Source organism: Bacillus sp. FSL E2-0195 (assembly GCF_038003645.1).
GTDB classification, from domain to species: Bacteria; Bacillota; Bacilli; order Bacillales; family Bacillaceae_G; genus Bacillus_A; species Bacillus_A mycoides.
The window spans coordinates 1,425,491-1,448,041 of sequence record NZ_JBBOPN010000001.1; the positions used below are offsets into that span (position 1 = coordinate 1,425,491).

Sequence of the window (22,551 nt, forward strand, 5' to 3'; positions counted from 1 at the left end):
TTTTTATTTGTAATATGTGCAAAAGAGGAGGATTTCATAAATCATAATCTAGAATATATATTTAAGAGGTTTTGCATGGATAAAGAAAATAAAAATGGTAGGTGATATTTTGAAAAATCTTGTCATTGGGCTTATTGCACTAGTACTTATTGTGGCAGGAGGATTTTACATAAAAAAATATCAAGAAACTGTAGAAACGACCGGAGATGTTCAAGAAGTGAAATGGGATGTGAAGAATAAAGAAGGAAATGAAAAAGTCGATATTTCGTTTCAATTGCTAAATAAAATGAATAATGAAGTTCGTGGTGTGAACGATCAAATTCGAGCAGTGATAGTGGATGGGAATTTGAAAAACATACAACAAACGAAGCCTATATTTGCTGGAAATGGATCGTATAAGCTATCTTCAGATGTAGCAAAAGGTGAAGGGTACACGATATTTTTGTATGAAAATGAAAACAAGTCCGTGGAATCATTTGCTAAGAAAGATTTTGGTGAAGAAAAAAAGGAGACAAACAAGGACAAGAATAAAAAGAAACTACCTGTCGATACTGTACTTACAAAAAATATAGGAGAGCATCAAGTGTCTCTTTTATTTGGGGCATTACATCCGAATGAGGCAACGACATTAACATTTCAGTTTCAAGCGAAAAAGGGAGAAAAGCTGAAATTAAATTCAGGGAGAGGCGAAGTCAACGCGCTATATATCGTTGATGAAACGAGGGGACATTTTTTATATGCCATTCCTGTTGATACGGATGAGCAATTACAATATCGTATTACATTTCCAGAAGAAGGAACATATAAAATATGGGGGGATTTCTATATAAATGGTAAGAAGTATGAAAAGGAGTTTAGTATACAAGTGCAAAAACGAAAAAACAGCTAAGTACTTAGCTGTTTTTTCGTTTTCCTATTAATTTTGTTACAGAGAGCATTGTAATTGGTAAAGAATGATTCTTTCGAAATGCTAAATATTTTCCACTCCATGCAGGTTTATATTTTTCTTTGAAATGTCGTAAACCGCTGAAGCTATATGTGTAACGAACGTTATTAAATATTGCAGCAGCAACTCGTTCAGACCAAAACGATTGCGTTGATAAACCGACATTTGAGAGTGGTGCCATACCAATATTAAAGGAATGGTATTCATTTTCTTTTGCCCAGTGGAATAAGTGGATAAAAATTGCATCCATAATTCCGCTAGGGGCATCTGGATAATAACGCATTAAATCAACAGATAATATGCCACTTTGATATACTGGCATAAAGGTTGTGAATGCAATGATTTTTCCTTCTGCATCAGATAATGTAGCGATAGGGGCACGACTAATATACTCACGATCGAAGTACCCAAGTGAAAATCCTTTCTCTTTTTTTCCGCCGAGCCAAGCATCAGACACTTTCTTTAATTCCTCGTATAATTCGTCTGAGAATGGTGGCTCATGAATAGAGAATGTATAACCTTCTCGTTCAAAACGGTTGAAAGTGGCTCGCATACCAGCACGTTTCTTTCCTGTTATTGTAAACGTATTTAAATCAACGACAGCCTCTTCACCAAGTTTAAAGAAGTTGTAGCCAAAATCGTGGTATAAGCTCATCCATTTGCTTTCAATTTGATAGAATACGCAAATATAGCCAAATCGATCAGCTTCAGTCAAAAATTCTTGCAATACAGTGCGGTAGGAGGATGGATCACCAATTGGATCACCTAGTACAACAAGACGTTTTCCAGTAATTGAAAAGAGAAGAAGTGCTTTTCCGTCACTACTGAAGAAGAACTGTTTATCTCCTAAAAAACCTAAATGACTAAGTACATTCCCGCCATGTTCATCTAAGAAGTTTTCTAACCTTTTATCATTAGCTGGTTGCCCGGGAAATTGACTACGGTAACGATTGGCAATTAGTGAGCCGATAAGTAAAAAAGTAGGAACGAAAAAGGCTGCTGCTAATGCACTTCGTTTAACTTGTGTAATATTTCGAACGACAAAATCAGGTTGGAACGCTTCTTTTGCACCCGCAAATAAAATACCTAAGTTTTTATATAAATATAACGTAAGTAATAAGAAGATAAATACTTTTACGATATCAGAAAGAGAGACTTCCATTTTTTCGCGTGCAAATCTTTTACGAAGCATATACAGCACAGCAAGTACGATTAATAAAATAAAGGTTTCTTCAATATCAATTCCTTTTAGGGTATTAAAGATTGCTGCTCCAATTAAAGAAACAATCGTCATATAGTAAGAACGCTTTGTTCCATAATATATGCCTCGCGAAAGAATCAGGAGGAGAATACCGAATGTTAATGATAAGCTAAAAGAAAATTGAATAAGGTGCTTTGGAGCTAAAATATGTAAGGCGTGAGCTCGATTTATACTAGTCGGTAAAATTGTTGATAGAATAACCATTAAGCCAGCGAATACTGTTAAAGCGGCGGATGCCCATGAACCTAATTTCCCTAAAAAATCACGTTGTAAAGTCCAAATTACACCAGTTGTTTCTAACGCAGGTGCAATAAATGGTTTATCTTCAATTTTTTTTATGGCAGCTCCTGTCATTTCAAAGGCTGCAAAAATGAGACCTAGGCAGAATGGTAAGATGTAATAGACAAGTCGGTATAATAACATAGCAGGTAGTAATACGCCTGTATCAACGCCGTATTGTCCTAGTCCAGTTAAGAAAACAAGGTCAAATGAACCAAGGCCACCAGGAACAAGACTTACGACACCAGCTAAAGCAGCAATTACGTAAACACCTAAAAACTTTTGAAATTCGATATCAATTCCAAACAATATTAAAATGACGTACATAACGATACCGGCAGATACCCACTCGACTAATGAAACTAATGAATATAAAACAGTTGGATTTTTCTCTTCTTCTTCCTCTTGTCCGTCTAGCTGTTTTGTTTTTCTATTTTTAATTTTAGAAAACCCAATATATATAGGAACGAAAAGAGCAAAGAAGATAAGAACAGGCCATAACCACGGTTTTTCGTGCAGAATAAAACTAGTGTCTAATATTCCAATAAGGCCGAGGAATGACAGAATGGCTAATCCGTTAATAAAAGCGGTTGTCATCCAAGCAATACTTTTAATAAGTTTTCCATTATCTTTTATATGCGGACGATATAGCATTGTACGTACACCGGCACCAACAAGACCACCAAAACCGATAAATCCATTTAAAGTGTTGGCAATCCATGAGATGCGGAAGATCTTTTGTACAGGTATATCTGCTTTTAAGTAACGAAGCATAACAAAGTCATAAAAGAACATGGTTGAAACGGCAAATGCACCGAGTGTAATCGCTAAAAATACCCCACCAGTTGGAATGTTTTTAATTGTTTCAATTGCTTCTAAAAAAGAAATGCCTGCTAATTCTTTTTTTGCTTGAAAGAAAACAATTGTTAAGACAACAAATGGGAAGATTATTTTCCCGATTTGTAAGAAACGTTTCCATGAAAACGACATAAATACAACTCTCCTTGTGTAAGAAAACTGAGACAATAATATTATTATGACAAACTTCAAGAAAAATAAAAAGGTAAATTCCTGTATAGGGAAGCTATTTTTTATATAGGTTATATTTAAAAGAATATTTCGTTTATTAGAAAATTGAGTTAATATAAGGTGAAAGAAGGAAGAGAGGGGAAGTAGATGATTATAATAGGTTATGCAGGATATGAGTTAGAAAAAGCAAAACCGAATACATCAGAAGATTTTTTTAATAGATCTGAAGTGACATATATATTAAATAATCAAGAAAAAACCTTTTCTGTCTTATATGTTAGATATTTTGAAGAAATTTTACAAGAAATTACCCCTTTTGAAGGAAATCCAGTTTATAAAGTAGAAGAACAAGACGTATATTTACGAGATATTGTAGCGATCGCTTGTTTAGTGAAAGATAAAGAGCTACGCGCGCAGAAGCGCTTGTATCTCAATGAAGTAACAGACTTTCAACGATACTTTGATGAGGGAACAGTGGTGAAAGTACAAGAAATATTAGCTGAATTACATAAAAATAAAAGAGTAGAAATAGCGTAAAACGGCAAAGGAGAGAGAAGCCATGTCTAATTTGATGGTTGAAAATCAAACAGAACAAGTTTCTATATTTTTAGAAGATGTAATTTCCTTGATAACTAATTATGTAAATTATCATACGTTACCTTCTTTATTGGAGGAGACACCAACAGGAAACGAGCAATATTATAAAGGTATATTAGCATCAATAAGAAGACTTCTTGTTTTTTGTGAAGAAGGACTTGATGCATGTTTTGTTTTGTTGAATAGCCAACCATTTCGAAAGACCGCAGCTGAAACAGTTTTATATAAGATTTACCATCAAGTAATTGCAGAGTTTTTTTCGCCAAAGAATGATCATTGGTATGAAAATAGTCGTTCTGCTTATACAGGGAAAAATTCTATTGTTTTTCAGCAAACCCCCCCTGGGTCTATAGAACGAATGATGAAGGATTTAGAAGGGAAATTTCAATTGATGCGTGAAGAACTAGAATATTATGAGACAGATTACCAAACAAAAATGTTGCACAAATATTAATTAAGGAAAAGAAGCTAAGGATACTTAGCTTCTTTTCCTTTTGTACAGTTATATAAGGGATTTTCATTGAATATATTTAAGTGGATAGCAATAAGGAGGTGTGACATGAGTCAGCAAGGTGTATTTACAGATTACTTTCATGAAGTAGAAAGCTGGTGTGAAAGTGTTCTTCAAGTATTAGATAGCCGTGCAATGGAAGTGTATGATGTCCATATGCTTGCTTATAAAATTCAAACGTTATTAGAGCGTATGAAAGAGCATGAATACGACACAGATGCCGAGTTTATGTATGAAATAAGTGAGGATGTAGAACATATTCAACACCATTTACAGGAAGTATTTATGCAAGAAGGAGAGGAATATGAACTATGTGAAAGAGGGGATAGCGAACGAGCTGTTCCGATTGGGGGGCATAACCTTCCGCCATTACCTTATCCATATAATGCGCTAGAACCGTACATTTCACGAGAAATTATGATGTTACACCATGATAAACACCATCGTAGTTACGTGGAAGGATTAAATAAAGCAGAGAAGATGATGGAAGAAGCGAGAAAAACAAATCAATTTGATTTAATTAAGCATTGGGAAAGAGAAGCGGCTTTTCATGGATCAGGTCATTACTTACACACGATATTTTGGAATAATATGAAAAAAGATGGGGGCGGGGGTCCACGAGGGGCATTATCACAAGAAATTGAGAAGGATTTTGGGAGTTACTTACGTTTCCAAAAACATTTTACAGAGGCGGCCTCGAAAGTTGAGGGGTCTGGATGGGCAATCCTTGTATGGGTGCCTCGGTCCGGAAGGTTAGAAATTTTGCAGAGTACACTTCATCAATTGTTTACACAATGGGATACGATACCGCTCCTTGTACTAGATGTATGGGAACATGCGTATTATTTACAATACCAAAATCGAAAAGATGAATATATTAAAAACTGGTGGAATGTTGTAAATTGGCCTGATGTAGAAAAAAGATTTGAAACTGCGAAACAAATTGAATGGACACCGTATTAGACGCATATCTCATGCGTCTTTTTTAGTGGAGGTGGAAGGAAGATTTCGTTCATATTTTAAAAGGCCAAGCATACACTTGTACAAAAAGTGCCAAAAGGACGTGGGGGGAAATATGAGACGAATTTGTATAATAATTACGCTAATTATAATGTACGCAAGCGTTATGCCAATTCCTGCATATGCAAAAATGAACGGTGGTGTCAGTGCTCGTAACGCAGTCTTAATGGAACAACAATCCGGTCGTGTGCTATATGGGAAATTAGAACATGAGCCACAAAAAATTGCTAGTATAACAAAAATTATGACAGCATTGTTAGCTGCTGAATCAGGAAAAATGAAAGAATTAGTATCGGTTAGTAATGAAGCGGTACGAGTAGAAGGATCGGCAATTTATTTAAAACCTGGACAAAAAGTTAAGTTAGAAGATTTAGTTTACGGATTAATGCTTAGATCTGGTAATGATGCAGCACAAGTAATTGCTGAAAATGTGGGAGGGAGTATAGAAGGATTTGTATATTTAATGAATGAAAAGGCGAAAGAAATCGGAATGAAAGATACGCATTTCTCAAACCCGCATGGCTTGGATGGGGATGGATCGCATTATTCGTCGGCTTATGACATGGCATTATTAACGAAATATGCAATGGGGAACGAGACCTTTAAGAAAATTTTTGGAACAAAAACGTATAAATCAGATTCTTGGGATTATCCGTGGAAAAATAAACATAAGCTTGTGACATCTTATTATGAATTTGCAACAGGGGGAAAGACAGGTTTTACGAAGAAAGCAGGACGGACGCTTGTCACAACAGCTTCAAAAGATGGACTAGATTTAATTGTCGTAACTTTGAGTGCTTCTAGTGACTGGGATGATCATATGAATTTGTTTGATAAAGGCTTTGAACGCTATAAGCAAGCGAAAGTTTTAGGACAAGGCGCACTCGCTGAAATAAATGAAAAGAAATATGCCAATCATGTTTATACGAAAAATAGTTTTTCTGTACCTTTAACTGAAGAGGAAAGAAAGAGCGTGTTATTGAAAGTTGAGCTCGATAAAAGTGCAAAACTTACGGATGGAGTAAAGATTGGGAAGACAGAAATTTATGTAGGGAACGAGAAAGTTGGAGAACGAAATTTGTTTTACAGTAAACGAAAGTTAGTAGCTACAACGGGAATGTATTGGAATAACGTAAAAGAAATATTCTCTTACATGATAGGTGTTGGGATAGATGGTTAATCTCGTATGGGCAGCGATGGCAGTTATAGGGATTGTGTATGCCATGATAAATGGAACGATGGAAGAAGTGACCAAAGCAGTGTTTGAAGGGTCAAAAGATGCTGTAACGATTTGTATTGGACTTATTAGTGTTTTAGTATTTTGGCTCGGTTTAATGAAAATTGCTGAGGAAGCTGGATTGTTAAAGAAGTTAGTATCACTTTTTATGCCGATAGTAAAAAGATTATTTCCAGAAATACCGAAGGATCACCCGTCAATGGGATTCATTTTATCAAATATGATGGCGAACTTTTTTGGGTTAGGTAATGCAGCAACACCTTTAGGTATTAAAGCAATGGAACAACTGAAAGAGTTAAATGGTGGAAAGGATTCAGCAAGTCGTTCTATGGTGACGTTTCTAGCATTAAATACTTCAGCGATTACATTAATTCCGACTACTGTCATTTCGATTCGAATGACTTATGAATCAGCAAACCCTACTGAAATCGTTGGCGTAACATTTATAGCACAAGTGTTATCGATGATTGGAGCGATTTGGATTGACCGCTATTTTTACCGGAGAAGGAGTAGAAAGGGGCGGAAAAAATGAGTATTGTAAATACAATTTCATTATGGGTAATTCCTTGTGTAATTGGTTTTATCCTTTTGTATGGCACGATAAAGAAAGTTCCAACGTACGAATCGTTCGTTGAGGGCGGAAAAGAAGGGATTCAAATTGCGGTTTCCATTTTGCCGTTTATGGTTGGAATGCTTGTATCTATTTCTATTTTCCGGGCATCAGGTGCTTTAGATGCGATGATATCGGTAATGAAGCCGATGTTAGACTTTATTCATGTACCAGCCGAAATCGTTCCACTTGCACTTATACGTCCGATTTCGGGATCTGCTGGTTTAAGTATTACGACCGACTTAATCGCTACATATGGGCCAGACTCGTTTATTGGTAGGTTAGCTTCAACGATGCAAGGTAGCACAGATACGACTTTTTATATATTAACAGTATACTTTGGGGCTGTCGGTATTAGAAAAATGGGAGATGCATTAAAGGTAGGACTTTTTGCAGATTTAATCGGAATTATTTGTTCAATTGTGTTTGTTTCCCTATTGTTTCGGTAATGCTATTCATTTTTTGCGCTATTTAGCTTATAATACGTATACGACCACTATTAACGTGTAGTTTAATAGTGGTTTTTTTATGCGGTGTTTTTGACAAAATGATGAACTTTTATCGTGGACAACATGAAAAAGTGTAGACAATAATAAAGGGTGAAAACGTGATATGCCTTTAGACGTTTATCATCATTGCTATGTTGTTAAAGATAGGCGAAGTAAATGGCATAAAGCTTAGGCGGTTGCCAAGTCTTTCTAATGTAAGGTAAGATAAATTTGAGGTGAAAAAAAGAAATGGAACGATTACAAAAAGTGATTGCGCAAGCAGGTATTGCATCGAGAAGAAAGGCTGAGGAATTAATTCAGCAAGGGAAAGTGAAAGTTAATGGGAAAATAGTGAAGGAGTTAGGAACAAAAGTAACTCCTCAAGATAAAGTGGAAGTAAATAACATCCCTCTTGAAAAAGAAGAACCTGTTTATTTTTTACTATATAAACCAACTGGTGTAATTTCAAGTGTATCAGATGATAAAGGAAGAAATGTTGTAACAGACTTTTTCCCTGAAATTAGACAACGTTTATTCCCAATCGGACGCTTAGATTATGATACGTCTGGCGTATTATTGATGACAAATGATGGTGAATTTGCAAATGTATTAATGCATCCGAGATATAAAGTTGAAAAAACGTATGTTGCGAAAATTAAAGGGCCATTAACAGGTGAGAAAATTCGCATGTTAGAACGAGGTGTTGCATTAGAAGATGGGAAAACAGCACCAGCACAAGCGAAAATTATTTCTTGGGACAAGCGTAAAGAGATGGCAATTGTACAATTAACGATTCATGAAGGACGTAACCGTCAAGTACGCCGCATGTTTGAAGCGTTAGATTGTAAAGTAATGAAATTAAAACGTGAACGGTATGCCTTTTTAGAAGTGGGTAGCTTGCGTCCTGGCGATGCAAGAGAATTGACACCACATGAGGTGAAACAATTACGTGCATTGGCTTCTACAAAGCCTCGCTAATCTATATTGTGAAACTTTCACCAGTGGAATGCTCCGCTGGTGATTTATTAAAAAATACATATATTTATCACTCGTCGAAGAGAGGGGAGACAACATGAAAAAAAATCGCTTATTATTTCGTGTTATCATTTTGCTCATTTTAAGCGGTGCGGTAGGGTTTACGCTATATCAAGGATTTTTTACTGATAAAGAGAAAATGCAAATTGGAAAAGAAGCACCTAACTTTGTTGTAACTGATTTAGAAGGAAAGAATATTGAATTAAAAGATTTAAAGGGAAAAGGTGTATTTTTAAATTTTTGGGGAACTTGGTGTAAACCTTGTGAAAAAGAAATGCCTTATATGAATGAGTTATATCCGAAATATAAAGAAAAAGGCGTTGAAATTATTGCCTTAGATGCAGATGAAACGGATATCGCAGTGAAGAACTTTGTGAAACAATACGATTTGAAATTCCCAGTTGCAATTGATAAAGGGCAAAAGATCATAGGTACATATGGAGTGGGACCATTACCAACAACCTTTTTAATTGATAAAGAAGGCAAAGTAGTAGAGCAAATTATAGGTGAGCAAACGAAGGAACAATTGGAAGAGTACTTAAAGAAAATCACTCCATAATTAATAAAGCCTTTACATAAGAGGTGCTTACGTATAGCGCCTTCGCTTTAAAAATTCTGAGTATTGCGGTAACTATAAGCTGGAATATACAATAGTACATATAGATAAAAGGGCGGTGAGAGCTTTGAAAGAAATTAAGTGTGAATGTGGACATGTTAATCCGATAGGAACCATTTTTTGTGAAGCATGTGGGAAACCATTTGAAAGTAATGAAAATATAAAATTATTGGATATGAGATATGAGGGGAGTGCTCGGAGATCTCTCACACATACAAAAACGATAGTCGATAAAATTTGGAGTTTTTTCTCTTCTGTAAAAGTAGGTGTATGGTTAATCGTAATAACTTTAGCTTCATCGGCAATAGGAACTATCTTTCCCCAAGAAATGTACATAACTCCAGGAATCGAACCAGCTGAATATTATAAGACCGAGTATGGATTTTTAGGACAATTATACTATCAATTAGGATTTAATAATTTATATGGATCATGGTGGTACATGATTTTAATTGCTTCCATTGGTATTTCACTTGTTATATGTAGTTTAGACCGTGTCATTCCTCTTTATAAAGCTTTAAAAAAACAAGGGGTGAAAAGACACCCAAGTTTTTTGAAAAGACAGAGAGTGCACGGGACTGGTACGCCGCATGAAGGTGACTTAGAACGAGTTCAAATTAATTTAAAGAAACGTAATTATAAGGTGAAAGTGGAAGACGGGAACGTTTTAGCGGAAAAGGGACGTTTTTCACGCTGGGGTCCATATGTAAACCATATTGGTCTTATTATCTTTCTATTCGGTGCAATGCTACGTTTTTTACCGAGTATGTATGTAGATGAAGCACTTTGGTTACGTGACGGTGAAACGAAAGAAATACCAGGAACAGATGGTCAATACTATTTGAAAAACGAAAAGTTTATCAAGGAAGTTTATGATAAGAGTAAGGATAAAGAAGTTTTTGATGAAGCAATTGATCGTGTTGGTGATAAAATGATTGCGAAAAACTTCCAAACAAATGCTGTATTATATAAAGCGGTAGGAGAAAATATAGCGGGTCAAAAACCAAAATTAGAAAAGGTAAAAGAAGCTGAAATTCGAGTGAATGAGCCACTGAAATTTGATCAATTTGCTGTTTATCAAGTGGATTACAAAGAAAGTGAATTTAAAAGCATGTCTTTCCATTTGCAAAACAAAGAAAATAATCAAAAGTTGGGACCGATTAAAGTAGATTTAGCGAATCCTACAGAAAAATATGATTTAGGAAATGGGTATTCTCTAGAACTATTAAGCTATTTTCCTGATTTTTATTTTGATGAGAATGGAAGGCCGAATACGAAAACAAAATTACCGAATAATCCTGCATTCGTCTTTAAAATGTTTACCCCGGAAACACCAGATGGTGAAGTTAGTTTCGTCGGTATTCAGCAAAACATAGAGCCTGACGGGAATAATAAATATAAAATGTCATTTGCAGGTGTGGAAATGCAAAATGCAACAGCTCTTACGGTAAGAAAAGATTTGACGCTTTGGATTCTCGGTATTGGAGGATTTATATTTATGGTTGGTGTGATTCAAGGTATGTATTGGAACCATCGCCGTATTTGGATACAACGTGTTAATAATGAATGGTGGGTTGCAGGCCATACGAATAAAAATTGGTTCGGCTTAAAGAAAGATATTGAAAGAGTACTAGAAGGAACAGCGATTCCACAACCACACGATAAAATGAATGAAAAAAATTAGTTAAGGTGGGGAAACGATATGGTACAAATAAGTAGTAATTTTCTGTTCGCGGCGTTTATCTTATATTTAATTGCAACTTTATTTTTTGGAGGAGCAATTAAAGAAAAAGGTAACAAGTGGGCAAATATAGGTATAACTATAACAATTTTAGGATTTATTGCACAAATAGTATATTTTGTTACAAGATGGATCGCATCAGGACATGCACCGGTTAGTAACTTTTTTGAATTTGGTACATTTTTTGGCATGATGCTTGTGGGAGCTTTTATTATTATGTACTTTGTATATCGTGTAAGTATTATTGGTTTATTTGCTTTACCGGTAGCTCTTTTATTAATCGCTTATGCAAGTATGTTCCCGAGAGAAATTTCGCCGCTTATCCCATCTTTAAAGAGTAATTGGCTACATATTCATGTAACGACAGCGGCAGCGGGACAAGCAATATTAGCAATTAGTTTTATTACAGGCGTAATGTATTTACTAAAAAATGTAGATCAATCAACAAGAAGTAAGCGTACATTTTGGTTAGAGACAGTAGTTTTCACACTTGTTTGTACAGTTGGGTTTATTGGAATAACAACGGTATTTTCTAGTATGAAATACGAAGCGAAGTTTCAATGGATTGATAAAAATGAACAACAAGTTGAAATGAAGTATAATCTCCCTGCTTTAGTTGGACCGCATGAAGGGAAGTTAATGACAGAAAATAAATTAGAGCCAACAGTTGAAGTTCCAGCGATTGTAAATGCGAAAAAATTAAATACTGTTATTTGGTCAGTGTTAGTCGGAACGCTACTTTATATTGTATTAAGACTTGTTTTACGTAAGCGAGTGTCAGCGGCACTTCAGCCGTTAGTAAAGAATACGAATAGTGATTTATTAGATGAAATCGGATATCGTTCTATTGCGATAGGATTCCCGGTGTTTACATTAGGAGCATTAATCTTTGCAATGATCTGGGCTCAAATCGCTTGGACGCGCTTTTGGGGTTGGGATCCAAAAGAAGTTTGGGCGCTTATTACTTGGCTCTTTTATGCTGCGGTATTACATTTACGTTTATCTAAAGGATGGCATGGAGAAAAATCCGCCTGGCTTGCAGTGATTGGTTTTGCAATCATTATGTTTAACTTTATTGTAGTAAACTTAATTATCGCGGGTTTACATTCATATGCATAGAGAAATAAAATAGGAGAGTGTATGTCACTTTCCTATTTTATTTTTGTCAAATTTTCTTCTTTTTTGAGAAAAACATGACAAAGTAGCGGTTGATTCTGTAAAATGATGTCGAGGACCAAATATACTGTTCAAAAAAAATACATAGTTTTGGAAAAAAAATGAACAAACTTTATTATTCTTGTGAAGCATAATATGGGAAGTGGAACGTTAAAAAATGCTTAATTAAACGAGGATAGGTGCAACATTATATTGTAGAAGGGTAGGTGTAAACCGTTGTGGTAAAAGTACGCAGCGGGTAGAAATGGAAAATGAATCAAGAATTTTAATTGTAGACGATGAGGATCGTATTCGTCGTTTATTAAAGATGTATTTAGAAAGAGAGCAATACACAATTGAAGAAGCGGATAATGGTGATACAGCTTTAGAAATGGCGTTACAAAATGATTATGATTTAATCCTACTGGATATTATGATGCCTGGTAAAGATGGTATCGAAGTGTGTAAAGGGATTCGTGAGAAGAAAGCGACGCCAATTATTATGCTGACAGCAAAAGGTGAAGAAGTAAATAGGGTACAAGGGTTTGAAGTTGGAACTGATGATTATATTGTAAAGCCGTTTAGCCCGCGTGAAGTAGTACTTCGTGTGAAAGCAGTATTACGCCGCGCTGTACCAACGACATTCTTTACACAAGATACAACGACGAAAGATGTTACTGTTTTCCCTCATTTAACAATTGATAATGATGCGCACCGCGTTACAGCGGATGGTAATGAAGTAAACTTAACACCGAAAGAATATGAATTACTATTATTCTTAGCGAAATCCCCGGATAAAGTTTTTGACCGTGAGCAATTGTTAAAAGAAGTATGGCAATATGAGTTCTTCGGAGATTTACGTACAGTTGATACGCATGTAAAGCGTTTACGTGAAAAGTTAAGTAAACAATCACCAGATGCAGCGAAAATGATTGTTACCGTTTGGGGCGTAGGTTACAAGTTTGAGGTTGTGAACGACTGATGCTTTGGAGAAGTGTAGTAGGGAAGTTATGGATGACCATATTACTTCTCGTTTCGTTTGTTCTTGGATTTGTTGCTATTTTACTTTCACAGTTTTTTAGAACGTATTATGTTGATATGAGTGAAGCTAGGCTTCAGAAAGTTGCAACAAGTGTCACGGAATTAATTGAAGAAGGTGCCGATGTAAAAACGATTGAGAATATTGCTTACAAATTTTCTGATCCACTTTCAAGGATTATCATTGTAGAAGACGGTAAGGAAATTTCTTCTTCGCCGAAACAAGAAGGATTAGTTACTCTTACAATAGATGATTTGAAAAATGATAAAGAATTAGCAGCTGTTTTTACAGATAAAAAGGATATTAAGAATAATATTAGAAAAGCTTCTAATAGTAGGAAGAATAAAAATACTGAAAATGATATTATGATCGTCGGGAAACCAGTACAGTCAAAAAATCAAAGTGCAGTGTTTGTATATGAATCATTGCAAGTTCCAATACAAGGTATGGAGAGAACGACTGATTTTATTTTCTTATCAGCCGGGATTGCGATTATTTTAACAACTTTCTTTGCATTTTTCTTATCTACTCGAATTACGGCACCGCTTCGTAAAATGCGTGAGGTTGCATTTGAGGTAGCGCGCGGGAAATTTGATACGAAAGCCCCTATGGTGTCTCAGGACGAAATTGGTGAGCTTGCAACTGCTTTAAATCAAATGGGGAAACAGTTGAAGTTTAATATGAATGCCCTGCAGCAAGAAAAAGAGCAGTTAGCTAGCATTTTGAGTAGTATGGCAGATGGTGTTGTTACGTTAAATCAAGAAGGTGAAGTCGTTGTTATCAACCCACCGGCAGAACACTTCTTACAAGTTTGGCAAGAAGAAAAAGAAGTAGAGTTAATTAAAAAACTGCCTTCTGAACTTGTTGAACTATTCCATCTCGTTGTAGAAAGTGAGCAACAACAAGTTGTTGAAATTAATTTGCAAAAAGGTAACTACGTAGTTCTTATGACACCGCTTTACAATCAAACAAAAATTCGTGGAGCTGTAGCAGTATTGCGAGATATGACGGAGGAGCGTCGTCTTGAGAAAATGCGTCAAGACTTTATTGCGAATGTATCACATGAACTTCGTACACCGATGGTAATGCTTCAAGGATATAGTGAAGCAATTTTAGATGATATTGTGCAAACGAAAGAAGAAATTAATGAGTTTGTTCAAATTATTTATGATGAATCTGTTCGTTTAGGTAAACTTGTAAATGAGTTATTAGATTTAGCCCGTATGGAAAGTGGACATGTAGAGTTACATATAGGTGAAGTAGATATTCATCCATTTGTCGAAAAAATTGGCCGTAAATTCCAGGGGATTGCAAAGGATAAAGAAGTCCAATTAACAGTGGATTTCCAAAGTCCAATTGAACAATATCCGTTTGATGCAGACCGTATGGAACAGGTACTGACGAATTTAATTGATAATGCAATCCGTCATACAAATGCAGGTGGACATGTTACACTTGTAATTAATACGAAAAATAGTGGCCTTACTTTCGAAGTGCAAGATTCAGGTGCTGGTATTCCAGAAGAAGATATTCCGTTCTTGTTCGATCGATTCTATAAAGCTGATAAAGCAAGAACGCGAGGGAAAAAAGTTGGAACAGGACTCGGGCTTGCGATTGCTAAAAATATTGTTCAAGGTCATGACGGGAAAATTTCTGTATCAAGTGTCGTTGGAGAAGGAACTACATTCTCTGTATATTTACCAAATCGTATAATTTAGATATATATGTTTTTAAAAAGTTGATCATGAATAAAAGCTTTACTGTTTTTTTATTTTTTTGTAAGTGCAATTAAATAAAGAATGGTAGAGTTTTTTTCTTTAATAATCAGAATGAAAATAAAAAGAGAGGTGTCATAATGAAATGAAACTTTATACAAAAACAGGTGATAAAGGGGAAACGAGTGTCATAGGTGGCCGAGTGGATAAAGATCATATACGTGTAGAAGCTTATGGAACAATTGATGAGGCGAATTCTCATATCGGATATGCCATGTCTAAATTACAAGAGGAATGTTTTCGTAACATTTATAACGAACTTGAAAATATTCAACATGAACTATTTGATTGTGGAGGGGATTTAGCAATAGTAGAGAAGAAAATCCCTTATAAAGTAACGATAGAGATGGTCGAGTATTTAGAGAGACGAATTGATTCGTATACAGAAGAAGCGCCGCCTTTAGAGCGTTTTATTTTACCAGGCGGTAGCGAGATATCGGCTGCACTACACATTGCACGTACAGTTATAAGAAGAGCAGAACGTTGTATAGTGTCATTGCAAAAAGAAGGAGAAACCAATGAAATTGTTCTAAAGTATATAAATAGGTTATCTGATTATTTATTTGCGCTTGCTAGAGTAATAAATGCGCGTTTACAAGTGAAAGATGTGGAGTATAACCGCAGTGCACTTGTTTTTCGTAATAAAGAAGAGAAGGAAGTGGAGTAATCCACTTTCTTTTTTTTGTATACTTTTTTCTGTAATATCCCACAATAGAGAAGGTATGACGGTTATTAGAAAACGGAGGATGTATATGAAAGCGTTAAAATGTGGCGTGGTGATATTGAGTGTATTATTTTTATCTCAATTACATGTTTACGCTGAAGGGAATCAGTGGATATGGCCTGTTGATGGGCAGATAAGTGATTATTTTGGGACAAGACATGGGAAACACTATGGTATTGATATAGCTGCGCCTATTGGAACGCCTGTTGCAGCTATTCAAAATGGTAAGGTGACAAAGTCTTATTTTTCAAGTAGTTATGGAAATGTTGTGTTTATTAAACATGGAGAATATGAGGCTGTTTATGCGCATTTAAATAAGAGATATGTAGTTCAAGGTGATAACATTTCAAAAGGAGAGCTAATTGGAGAGGTAGGGAATACAGGAGAATCGCGAGGAGCGCATTTACATTTAGAAGTGCATCAAGGGAGATGGACGATGGAGAAAAGGAATGCGATGAATCCGTTGCTTGTTTTAAATGAACAAAAAAATCAAGTTGTGTCATCATCACTATATATTGTACAAAAAGGTGATACTTTAGTTGGTATTGCCCGGAAATTTAGTATGACAGTTGAGGAAATTAAAGTGAGGAATGGATTGCGACAAGAGCAAATCTATCCGAACCAACAACTATACGTCAAGTAAAGGCAACGTCTCAAAAGCATAACTTTTGAATAAATTTATTTTTTTCTTATTTAAGATTGCGATAGTAAATGAAATTATATCGACGCAAATTTATATCGAACATAGCTATTATTATATTGACATTTCGACAAGAAATGTCGACTAACAATAAAATGCGACAGTAAGAGCAACCTATCCTTAACGAAAAACCGTCCCAAAAGATCTTTTGGGACGGCTTCTTTTACCAAAAAATAAAGACACATATAAATCCAGTAATAGCTAAGTAGCTATATAAGTAAAAGACTTTTGTTCTTGTTTTTTCTTTTGTCCGAAATAGTACGATAGTTGGTTCGATTAGACCAATTGTAAGACAAAGTAAACCAAGAAGCATAAAGCCAATTGAAAGAGAATACAGGGCGATTTGTGGTGCTTGAAATGGAATCATCCATTTTAATAAAAATGCAATAAGTGCAGTGTAACAAATGCTACCGATGTATTTATTCAATGGAGTATCAGAACGGAAACCAGGAAGTTTCTTGGAAAACGGACGGGAAACAACTTCCGTTTGTAAAGATGTATGTTCTTCAATTATTTTTTGAGCTTCTTTTCCTTTTTGGAAAAGGGATAAAATCCAGTTTCGCTCACCTTGGAAAATAAATTGAGAAGTTGTTAAATAGTGATCAACTTTTACCTTATTCCAACTCTTCCATGGATGACGCTCACACAATTTTAATTTACTTTCTGTTTTTTTATCATACTGATAAATACTTATGCCATCTTGGTCAAAAGTAGCGTAGTATGTCTCTCTTGAGAATGTGCCTAGATCAATTGGACAGTAGAAAAGTAATTCTTTTTTCAAATAAAAGTATTCTTTTCTTAAGTTCTTTTTCATTGCTTCTCGAATAGAGTGTCTTTTATCTTTCTTCATGACATTTCCTCCATAACTCAGAAAATGTTCTTATCTTAACAATTCAACATCTTATCACTTTTGACGACATATGACTAGGGGGATTCATAAGAGAAATACCGAATTATAAAAAATATGGGTTGTATTGTAAAATATAGTGATTGTTTCTTTAATTATATAAAATCAATAACTTATTTTTAGTAAGTTACACTTTTTTTGTTCACAATACGATCATGTTGTTGTATAATGAAGTGGAAAATAGAATATCGGTCTATCTTCGGGGCAGGGTGAAAATCCCGACCGGCGGTGATGAACATTTAATAATTTCGTTCTAAGCCCGCGAGCCGTTAAGGCAGGATTTGGTGTGATTCCAAAGCCGACAGTACAGTCTGGATGGGAGAAGATGGAGGTTCAAGCGTTCAAAAAAGATAAGTATTTGAACGTCTGTTTGATGTGCCTTAAAATTCTCCCTTTGTGTAAATCACAAAGGGTTTTTTCGTTCTATGAAAAAATAGGCATAGCAGAACCTTTCCACTTTCCATGAGAAGATCGATGGAAAAGGAGAGAGAAAGATGAAACAAAAAAACAGTGTAGTGCAGATGGTGAGTGTAGCGATGCTAAGTAGTATTGCGTATTTACTAATGATGTTGGATTTTCCATTCCCAGGGCTTCCGCCATTTTTAAAAATTGATTTTAGTGATGTGCCAGCTTTAATTGCGGCGATAATTTTTAGTCCAATTGCAGGTGTAATTGTAGAAGCGATAAAAAATATTTTGCATTACGGAATTCAAGGAAGTTTAACGGGAGTACCAGTAGGAGAAGTAGCAAACTTTATAGCGGGATGTTTATTTATTGGTCCAGCAGCATTCTTATTCCGAAAGTATCGCACAGTAAAAAGTTTAACGACAGGATTAATGCTAGGTACAATTACTATGACAGTTATTATGAGTGTGTTAAACTACTTTATTATTTTACCAGCGTACACTTGGTTTTTAAATTCACCAGCTATGTCTAGTGATATTATGCGACAAACTATTGTAACGGCGATATTACCGTTTAATGTAATTAAAGGAATTGTTGTAACAATTGTATTTGTAGCACTATTTTCACGCTTGAAAGTATGGGTATTTGCAAAAATGAAAAATGCTTAAAAATATTAAACCATTGGCAGCGTAACTGCTAATGGTTTTTTTGTTAGTGAGAATGAAAAAGAGTGCAAAAAATCCCCCTCATAAGTATGAGGGGGATTTTTTGAAGTTAATAAAAGACTATTCGAATTTTAAAGAGTCGCCATCAAATGATTCGTCAGCAACTTTAATTGAGTCAGTTGGACAACCTTCGAATGCATCCATCATATCTTCAATTAATACATCTGGAATTTCAACGATACCTTGGTTATCGTCTAATGTTACAAATGCAATGCCTTCATCATCATAGTCATAAATGTCTGGTGCAGCAGCACCACAAGCACCGCATGCAATACAAGTATCTTTGTCAACGATTGTATATTTTGCCATATTTTTTCCCTCCTGATAATATGTATGTGAAAAGTTCGCCAAAAAATTATAATCTTATTGTAAAACGGTTTTAAAAACTTTTCAACATAAAATTATAATGATAATGCTTATCAATTAGAGTGTCAACTTATTTTTGAATTATTTCATAAGATTTTCAAAATACTTAAATGTTATTTCGTTTGATACAATAGAATATATACAAGCATGTAGTGTGAATATGATAAGTTAAATGAATAGCAGTTAATGTGCAATCGTATTGAAAAAGGAATGAAGTTAGACTGAGAGGTGGAAGCGGTAATGCAGCTACAATATACTTTATTATATTGTTTAAAACAATTGAATGGTGAAAGAACCGTTTCTTCGATTTATTATTTATTAAAAGGAAAGAGATCGTCGCAAACATTACAAGATGGGAATATGTTTCAAATTTCTTTTTTGTTTGGGATTTATAAGTCATTAAATAGAGCTGATTATGATCAAGAAGTTGCAAAGTTGTTACAAACGGATTTAGTTCAAGGTATACATGATAATACATATGTGTTAACGACTGCTGGTAACGTGCAATTAAACAAATGGGAAGGTGACTTTGCCTTTCCGACATATTTAAATGGTTTACACTATGGTGAAATAGGTGAAACATTTTGGAAGAGATTATCATTGATCGTTCAAACCATTTCGAATTTACAACAGGCGAATACGAAATTTATTCCAATTCAACAGGATACAGAAATAATGATGTGGGTGAAACGTTTTCTCACTGGAATACCGTATATGAGAAGTGAATTGGCTAAAAGATTATGGAAGGAAATGCATACTCTTTTACAAAAAAATAATCCAGTAGAGGCGACAATTGTAATATATCGGTTAACTGGGTATAAACGTATTGGGTGTACTTTACAACAATTAGCGGAAATTACGAAACAAGATATATTTCGAGTGTATTTTTTATTTTGGGGTACAATTCATTTCCTTATTCAAGAAGTTCGCAATAAAGAAAATGAGTTTCCATTATTAGCTGAAATTATATCTTATCCAAATGAGAAAGCTGATTTATTTAGTTTATCAACAAAAAAAACATATAATCTTTGGAGACAAGGACGCTCTTTAGAAGAAATAGCAACAATTCGGAATTTGAAGGTTGCCACGATAGAAGACCATTTTGTAGAAATTGCTTTACGAGAAAAAGAATTTTCTATTGAAATGTTTATGGAAAAAGAAAAAATGGAAAAAGTAACAAAAGTAATTGAAGCATTACAAACACGTAAATTGCGTGTGTTGAAGCAAGCGGTTGGAGAGGAAATCTCTTATTTTGAAGTACGTCTTGTATTGGCACGGATGGAGGGTATAAATGAAGCTTGAGGAATATTTATATAAGTGGTTTGGATATTCTGAATTTCGTCCGGGGCAAAAAGGAGTTATTACGGACTTATTGGAAGGAAAAGATGTTGTAGCAATGCTTCCGACTGGAAGGGGAAAGTCAATGTGTTATCAACTTCCGGGGCTTCTGCAAGAGGGTACGGTGCTTGTTGTATCACCATTATTATCTTTAATGGAAGACCAAGTTACGCAATTAAAGTATGTCGTGAAAAATCGAGTTATTGCATTGAATAGTTTTCGGACGTTAATTGAAAAAAGAGAAGCAATGAAAAAGCTATCTTTTTATAAATTTGTTTTCGTATCACCAGAGATGTTGCAGTCGGAACTTCTAATAAGAGAATTGAAAAAAATTCATATTTCATTATTTGTCGTAGATGAAGCGCATTGTATTTCACAATGGGGCTATGATTTTCGGCCAGATTATAAAAAATTAGATAAAGTAATTGAGAGTATCGGATCTCCGACAGTACTAGCATTAACAGCAACTGCGACAAAGGATGTACTGCGAGATATAGCGGAAAGTTTAAATCTAAAAAATATTGCTGAGCATGTGTACTCAATTGATCGTCCAAATATTGCGATGGAAGTGCAATTTGTGGAAACAATAGAAGAAAAAAAAGAGGCGCTTTTTGAGCATGTAATGTATTTGCAAGGCCCTGGTATTGTTTATTGTTCAAGTAGGGCCTGGACAGAGCGTTTAACCGAGTATTTAAGAGGAAAAGGAATTACAGGTGTAGCTTTTTATCATGGTGGTATGGAACATGAAGAGCGTATGTTAATTCAACAACAGTTTATGAATGACCAGTTGCAAATTGTAATATGTACAAGTGCTTTTGGGATGGGGGTAAATAAGGCGAATACAAGATATATTATTCATTTTCAATATCCGACAAATGTAGCTTCCTATTTACAAGAAATTGGAAGAGCCGGAAGAGATGGAGAATTGAGTATAGCCATTTTATTATGTAGTCCATTGGATCACGATTTGCCAATTTCAATCATTGAAGATGAATTACCAAGTAAATCGCAAATACAATTTTTATTTTCGTTACTACAAGAAAGAATGTTTCAAACGAAAGTATTACCATTAGAAGATGTAGAAGAAATTTGTTATAATGCAGCAAGATTTAATGAACAGTATTGGCGCTTTACACGTTATCATCTCGAACATCTTGGAATCATACAACAGCGAAATCTCATGCTAGAGAGCTTGTCAGATGAAATAATGCACAGATTAATAGCGGAAGTGGAAGTGAGAATGCGTAATAAATATAGTGAGTTAGAAAATATGAAGTCATGGATACAAGTTCAAGGATGTAGACGTGAATATTTATTACAACAATTCGGTTATAGAAAAGAAAAAGAGATAGAAAACTGTTGTGATTACTGTGGTATTACAAAAACGGATTATAAAAAAAGACGAGCGCAACAGTTAGTTTTCGACTATAATTGGGAAACAGAGTTACAAAAGCTTTTCGGCCTAGGAAAGATGGAGGAATGATGAACATTCAAAGGCATAATGTTGAAGATATGAGTCCGAGAGAAATAAGACTGAATCTCTACATAACACAACTAATCATTATTGGTATCGGTTGTTTACTAGCATATATATTATTTCAAGATAAAAGAGAAGTTTATAGTTTATGGAAATGGGAACCGGTTTCTATACTTTTAATAGGTAGCTTGTTAGCGATTTGTATTGTGTTATTAGATTATGTTGCAATGCGAGTGTTTCCAGAATCTTGGTTTGATGATGGTGGCATTAACGATAGAATGTTTCAAGGGATTTCTGTCATGCATTTACTCGTTATCACGTTTATTATTGGCTTTGCGGAAGAGTTTTTATTTAGAGGTGTAGTGCAGACTCATTTCGGAATTGTAATAGCGAGTTTAATTTTTGCTGTGTTACATATTCGGTATATAACGAAGCCTTTTTTGTTTTGTTTCGTCTGCTTTATTAGTTTTGTTTTTGGTTATGTATTCGAGTGGACAGGAAATTTGTTTATAACAATCTTTGCACACTTTCTTGTTGATTTTATAATGGGGCTCCAATTAAGAAAATAAA

Annotated in this window: 22 protein-coding genes and 1 riboswitch; of the genes, 19 read left to right on the forward strand and 3 right to left on the reverse strand. The window is 34.9% G+C overall.

Annotation, left to right across the window (positions count from 1 at the left end; genetic code table 11):
* Positions 1–94: 94 nt before the first annotated feature.
* Positions 95–889, forward strand: a complete 795-nt coding sequence (locus MHH59_RS07370) for a hypothetical protein (protein WP_016101477.1) — start codon at positions 95–97, stop codon at positions 887–889.
* A 4-nt stretch (positions 890–893) separates the two neighbouring features.
* Here MHH59_RS07370 and mprF read toward each other — a convergent pair whose 3' ends face one another.
* On the reverse strand, positions 894–3,476 hold the full coding sequence (gene mprF, locus MHH59_RS07375) for a bifunctional lysylphosphatidylglycerol flippase/synthetase MprF (protein ID WP_002168797.1): 2,583 nt from the start codon (positions 3,474–3,476) through the stop codon (positions 894–896).
* A 186-nt stretch (positions 3,477–3,662) separates the two neighbouring features.
* Between mprF and MHH59_RS07380 the strand changes: the two genes are divergently transcribed.
* The 14 genes from MHH59_RS07380 (at position 3,663) to MHH59_RS07445 (ending at position 16,706) form a co-directional block, all read left to right on the forward strand.
* Positions 3,663–4,052, forward strand: a complete 390-nt coding sequence (locus MHH59_RS07380; RefSeq protein WP_002086670.1) for a hypothetical protein — start codon at positions 3,663–3,665, stop codon at positions 4,050–4,052.
* Positions 4,053–4,074: 22 nt separating this feature from the next.
* Positions 4,075–4,566, forward strand: a complete 492-nt coding sequence (locus MHH59_RS07385; protein ID WP_002126375.1) for a YpuI family protein — start codon at positions 4,075–4,077, stop codon at positions 4,564–4,566.
* Between the two features lie 105 nt (positions 4,567–4,671).
* Positions 4,672–5,586: a superoxide dismutase gene (locus tag MHH59_RS07390; protein ID WP_340851014.1), complete on the forward strand. Its 915-nt coding sequence runs from the start codon at positions 4,672–4,674 to the stop codon at positions 5,584–5,586.
* Between the two features lie 112 nt (positions 5,587–5,698).
* Positions 5,699–6,823 carry a D-alanyl-D-alanine carboxypeptidase family protein gene (locus MHH59_RS07395; protein ID WP_002086664.1) on the forward strand — a complete coding sequence of 375 codons (1,125 nt, stop codon included), beginning with the start codon at positions 5,699–5,701 and terminating at the stop codon, positions 6,821–6,823.
* On the forward strand, positions 6,816–7,412 hold the full coding sequence (spmA, locus tag MHH59_RS07400) for a spore maturation protein SpmA (protein WP_002086662.1): 597 nt from the start codon (positions 6,816–6,818) through the stop codon (positions 7,410–7,412). The genes MHH59_RS07395 and spmA overlap by 8 nt, the downstream gene beginning before the upstream one ends.
* A complete protein-coding gene (spmB, locus tag MHH59_RS07405) occupies positions 7,409–7,939 on the forward strand; it encodes a spore maturation protein SpmB (protein ID WP_002086660.1) in 531 nt (176 codons plus the stop codon). The genes spmA and spmB overlap by 4 nt, the downstream gene beginning before the upstream one ends.
* A gap of 288 nt (positions 7,940–8,227) precedes the next feature.
* Positions 8,228–8,956 (forward strand): 23S rRNA pseudouridine(2605) synthase RluB, encoded by a 729-nt coding sequence (gene rluB, locus MHH59_RS07410; protein WP_002030733.1) that lies wholly within the window; start codon positions 8,228–8,230, stop codon positions 8,954–8,956.
* A 94-nt stretch (positions 8,957–9,050) separates the two neighbouring features.
* A complete protein-coding gene (gene resA / locus MHH59_RS07415; protein WP_002064495.1) occupies positions 9,051–9,572 on the forward strand; it encodes a thiol-disulfide oxidoreductase ResA in 522 nt (173 codons plus the stop codon).
* A gap of 124 nt (positions 9,573–9,696) precedes the next feature.
* A complete protein-coding gene (gene resB, locus MHH59_RS07420) occupies positions 9,697–11,313 on the forward strand; it encodes a cytochrome c biogenesis protein ResB (protein WP_088037984.1) in 1,617 nt (538 codons plus the stop codon).
* Positions 11,314–11,331: 18 nt separating this feature from the next.
* Entirely contained in the window at positions 11,332–12,489 is a 1,158-nt protein-coding gene (gene resC / locus MHH59_RS07425) for a cytochrome c biogenesis protein ResC (protein WP_002030737.1), read from the forward strand.
* A 301-nt stretch (positions 12,490–12,790) separates the two neighbouring features.
* Complete coding sequence (resD, locus tag MHH59_RS07430; protein WP_002011758.1) at positions 12,791–13,507, forward strand: DNA-binding response regulator ResD; 717 nt, start codon at positions 12,791–12,793, stop codon at positions 13,505–13,507.
* Positions 13,507–15,282, forward strand: coding sequence for a sensor histidine kinase ResE (gene resE / locus MHH59_RS07435; RefSeq protein WP_088291306.1), 1,776 nt, complete (start codon positions 13,507–13,509; stop codon positions 15,280–15,282). The genes resD and resE overlap by 1 nt, the downstream gene beginning before the upstream one ends.
* A gap of 142 nt (positions 15,283–15,424) precedes the next feature.
* Positions 15,425–16,006: a cob(I)yrinic acid a,c-diamide adenosyltransferase gene (locus tag MHH59_RS07440; RefSeq protein WP_002086651.1), complete on the forward strand. Its 582-nt coding sequence runs from the start codon at positions 15,425–15,427 to the stop codon at positions 16,004–16,006.
* Between the two features lie 85 nt (positions 16,007–16,091).
* Complete coding sequence (locus MHH59_RS07445) at positions 16,092–16,706, forward strand: peptidoglycan DD-metalloendopeptidase family protein (RefSeq protein WP_002141020.1); 615 nt, start codon at positions 16,092–16,094, stop codon at positions 16,704–16,706.
* 220 nt (positions 16,707–16,926) lie between these two features.
* On the opposite strand, the gene MHH59_RS07450 is transcribed toward MHH59_RS07445, so the two are convergent.
* Positions 16,927–17,613: a hypothetical protein gene (locus MHH59_RS07450; protein ID WP_002011767.1), complete on the reverse strand. Its 687-nt coding sequence runs from the start codon at positions 17,611–17,613 to the stop codon at positions 16,927–16,929.
* 248 nt (positions 17,614–17,861) lie between these two features.
* Positions 17,862–18,001, forward strand: a riboswitch (FMN riboswitch).
* Between the two features lie 163 nt (positions 18,002–18,164).
* Between MHH59_RS07450 and MHH59_RS07455 the strand changes: the two genes are divergently transcribed.
* On the forward strand, positions 18,165–18,743 hold the full coding sequence (locus tag MHH59_RS07455; protein ID WP_002011769.1) for an ECF transporter S component: 579 nt from the start codon (positions 18,165–18,167) through the stop codon (positions 18,741–18,743).
* Between the two features lie 117 nt (positions 18,744–18,860).
* Here MHH59_RS07455 and MHH59_RS07460 read toward each other — a convergent pair whose 3' ends face one another.
* Positions 18,861–19,109, reverse strand: a complete 249-nt coding sequence (locus tag MHH59_RS07460; protein WP_001151994.1) for a ferredoxin — start codon at positions 19,107–19,109, stop codon at positions 18,861–18,863.
* A 297-nt stretch (positions 19,110–19,406) separates the two neighbouring features.
* Between MHH59_RS07460 and MHH59_RS07465 the strand changes: the two genes are divergently transcribed.
* The 3 genes from MHH59_RS07465 to MHH59_RS07475 are packed head-to-tail and all read left to right on the forward strand — an operon-like array spanning position 19,407 to position 22,550.
* On the forward strand, positions 19,407–20,468 hold the full coding sequence (locus tag MHH59_RS07465) for a helix-turn-helix domain-containing protein (protein ID WP_002086645.1): 1,062 nt from the start codon (positions 19,407–19,409) through the stop codon (positions 20,466–20,468).
* A complete protein-coding gene (locus tag MHH59_RS07470; RefSeq protein ID WP_002086642.1) occupies positions 20,458–21,987 on the forward strand; it encodes a RecQ family ATP-dependent DNA helicase in 1,530 nt (509 codons plus the stop codon). Before MHH59_RS07465 ends, MHH59_RS07470 begins: the two co-directional genes overlap by 11 nt.
* Positions 21,987–22,550 (forward strand): CPBP family intramembrane glutamic endopeptidase, encoded by a 564-nt coding sequence (locus MHH59_RS07475; protein ID WP_002064506.1) that lies wholly within the window; start codon positions 21,987–21,989, stop codon positions 22,548–22,550. The genes MHH59_RS07470 and MHH59_RS07475 overlap by 1 nt, the downstream gene beginning before the upstream one ends.
* Position 22,551: the final 1 nt, after the last annotated feature.

Coding starts and splice junctions, on each gene's coding strand:
- MHH59_RS07370 (WP_016101477.1), top strand. CDS start 95: ATGGTAGGTGATATTTTGAAAAATCTTGTCATTGGGCTTATTGCACTA.
- mprF (WP_002168797.1), bottom strand. CDS start 3,476: ATGTCGTTTTCATGGAAACGTTTCTTACAAATCGGGAAAATAATCTTC.
- MHH59_RS07380 (WP_002086670.1), top strand. CDS start 3,663: ATGATTATAATAGGTTATGCAGGATATGAGTTAGAAAAAGCAAAACCG.
- MHH59_RS07385 (WP_002126375.1), top strand. CDS start 4,075: ATGTCTAATTTGATGGTTGAAAATCAAACAGAACAAGTTTCTATATTT.
- MHH59_RS07390 (WP_340851014.1), top strand. CDS start 4,672: ATGAGTCAGCAAGGTGTATTTACAGATTACTTTCATGAAGTAGAAAGC.
- MHH59_RS07395 (WP_002086664.1), top strand. CDS start 5,699: ATGAGACGAATTTGTATAATAATTACGCTAATTATAATGTACGCAAGC.
- spmA (WP_002086662.1), top strand. CDS start 6,816: ATGGTTAATCTCGTATGGGCAGCGATGGCAGTTATAGGGATTGTGTAT.
- spmB (WP_002086660.1), top strand. CDS start 7,409: ATGAGTATTGTAAATACAATTTCATTATGGGTAATTCCTTGTGTAATT.
- rluB (WP_002030733.1), top strand. CDS start 8,228: ATGGAACGATTACAAAAAGTGATTGCGCAAGCAGGTATTGCATCGAGA.
- resA (WP_002064495.1), top strand. CDS start 9,051: ATGAAAAAAAATCGCTTATTATTTCGTGTTATCATTTTGCTCATTTTA.
- resC (WP_002030737.1), top strand. CDS start 11,332: ATGGTACAAATAAGTAGTAATTTTCTGTTCGCGGCGTTTATCTTATAT.
- resD (WP_002011758.1), top strand. CDS start 12,791: ATGGAAAATGAATCAAGAATTTTAATTGTAGACGATGAGGATCGTATT.
- resE (WP_088291306.1), top strand. CDS start 13,507: ATGCTTTGGAGAAGTGTAGTAGGGAAGTTATGGATGACCATATTACTT.
- MHH59_RS07440 (WP_002086651.1), top strand. CDS start 15,425: ATGAAACTTTATACAAAAACAGGTGATAAAGGGGAAACGAGTGTCATA.
- MHH59_RS07445 (WP_002141020.1), top strand. CDS start 16,092: ATGAAAGCGTTAAAATGTGGCGTGGTGATATTGAGTGTATTATTTTTA.
- MHH59_RS07450 (WP_002011767.1), bottom strand. CDS start 17,613: ATGAAGAAAGATAAAAGACACTCTATTCGAGAAGCAATGAAAAAGAAC.
- MHH59_RS07455 (WP_002011769.1), top strand. CDS start 18,165: ATGAAACAAAAAAACAGTGTAGTGCAGATGGTGAGTGTAGCGATGCTA.
- MHH59_RS07460 (WP_001151994.1), bottom strand. CDS start 19,109: ATGGCAAAATATACAATCGTTGACAAAGATACTTGTATTGCATGCGGT.
- MHH59_RS07465 (WP_002086645.1), top strand. CDS start 19,407: ATGCAGCTACAATATACTTTATTATATTGTTTAAAACAATTGAATGGT.
- MHH59_RS07470 (WP_002086642.1), top strand. CDS start 20,458: ATGAAGCTTGAGGAATATTTATATAAGTGGTTTGGATATTCTGAATTT.
- MHH59_RS07475 (WP_002064506.1), top strand. CDS start 21,987: ATGAACATTCAAAGGCATAATGTTGAAGATATGAGTCCGAGAGAAATA.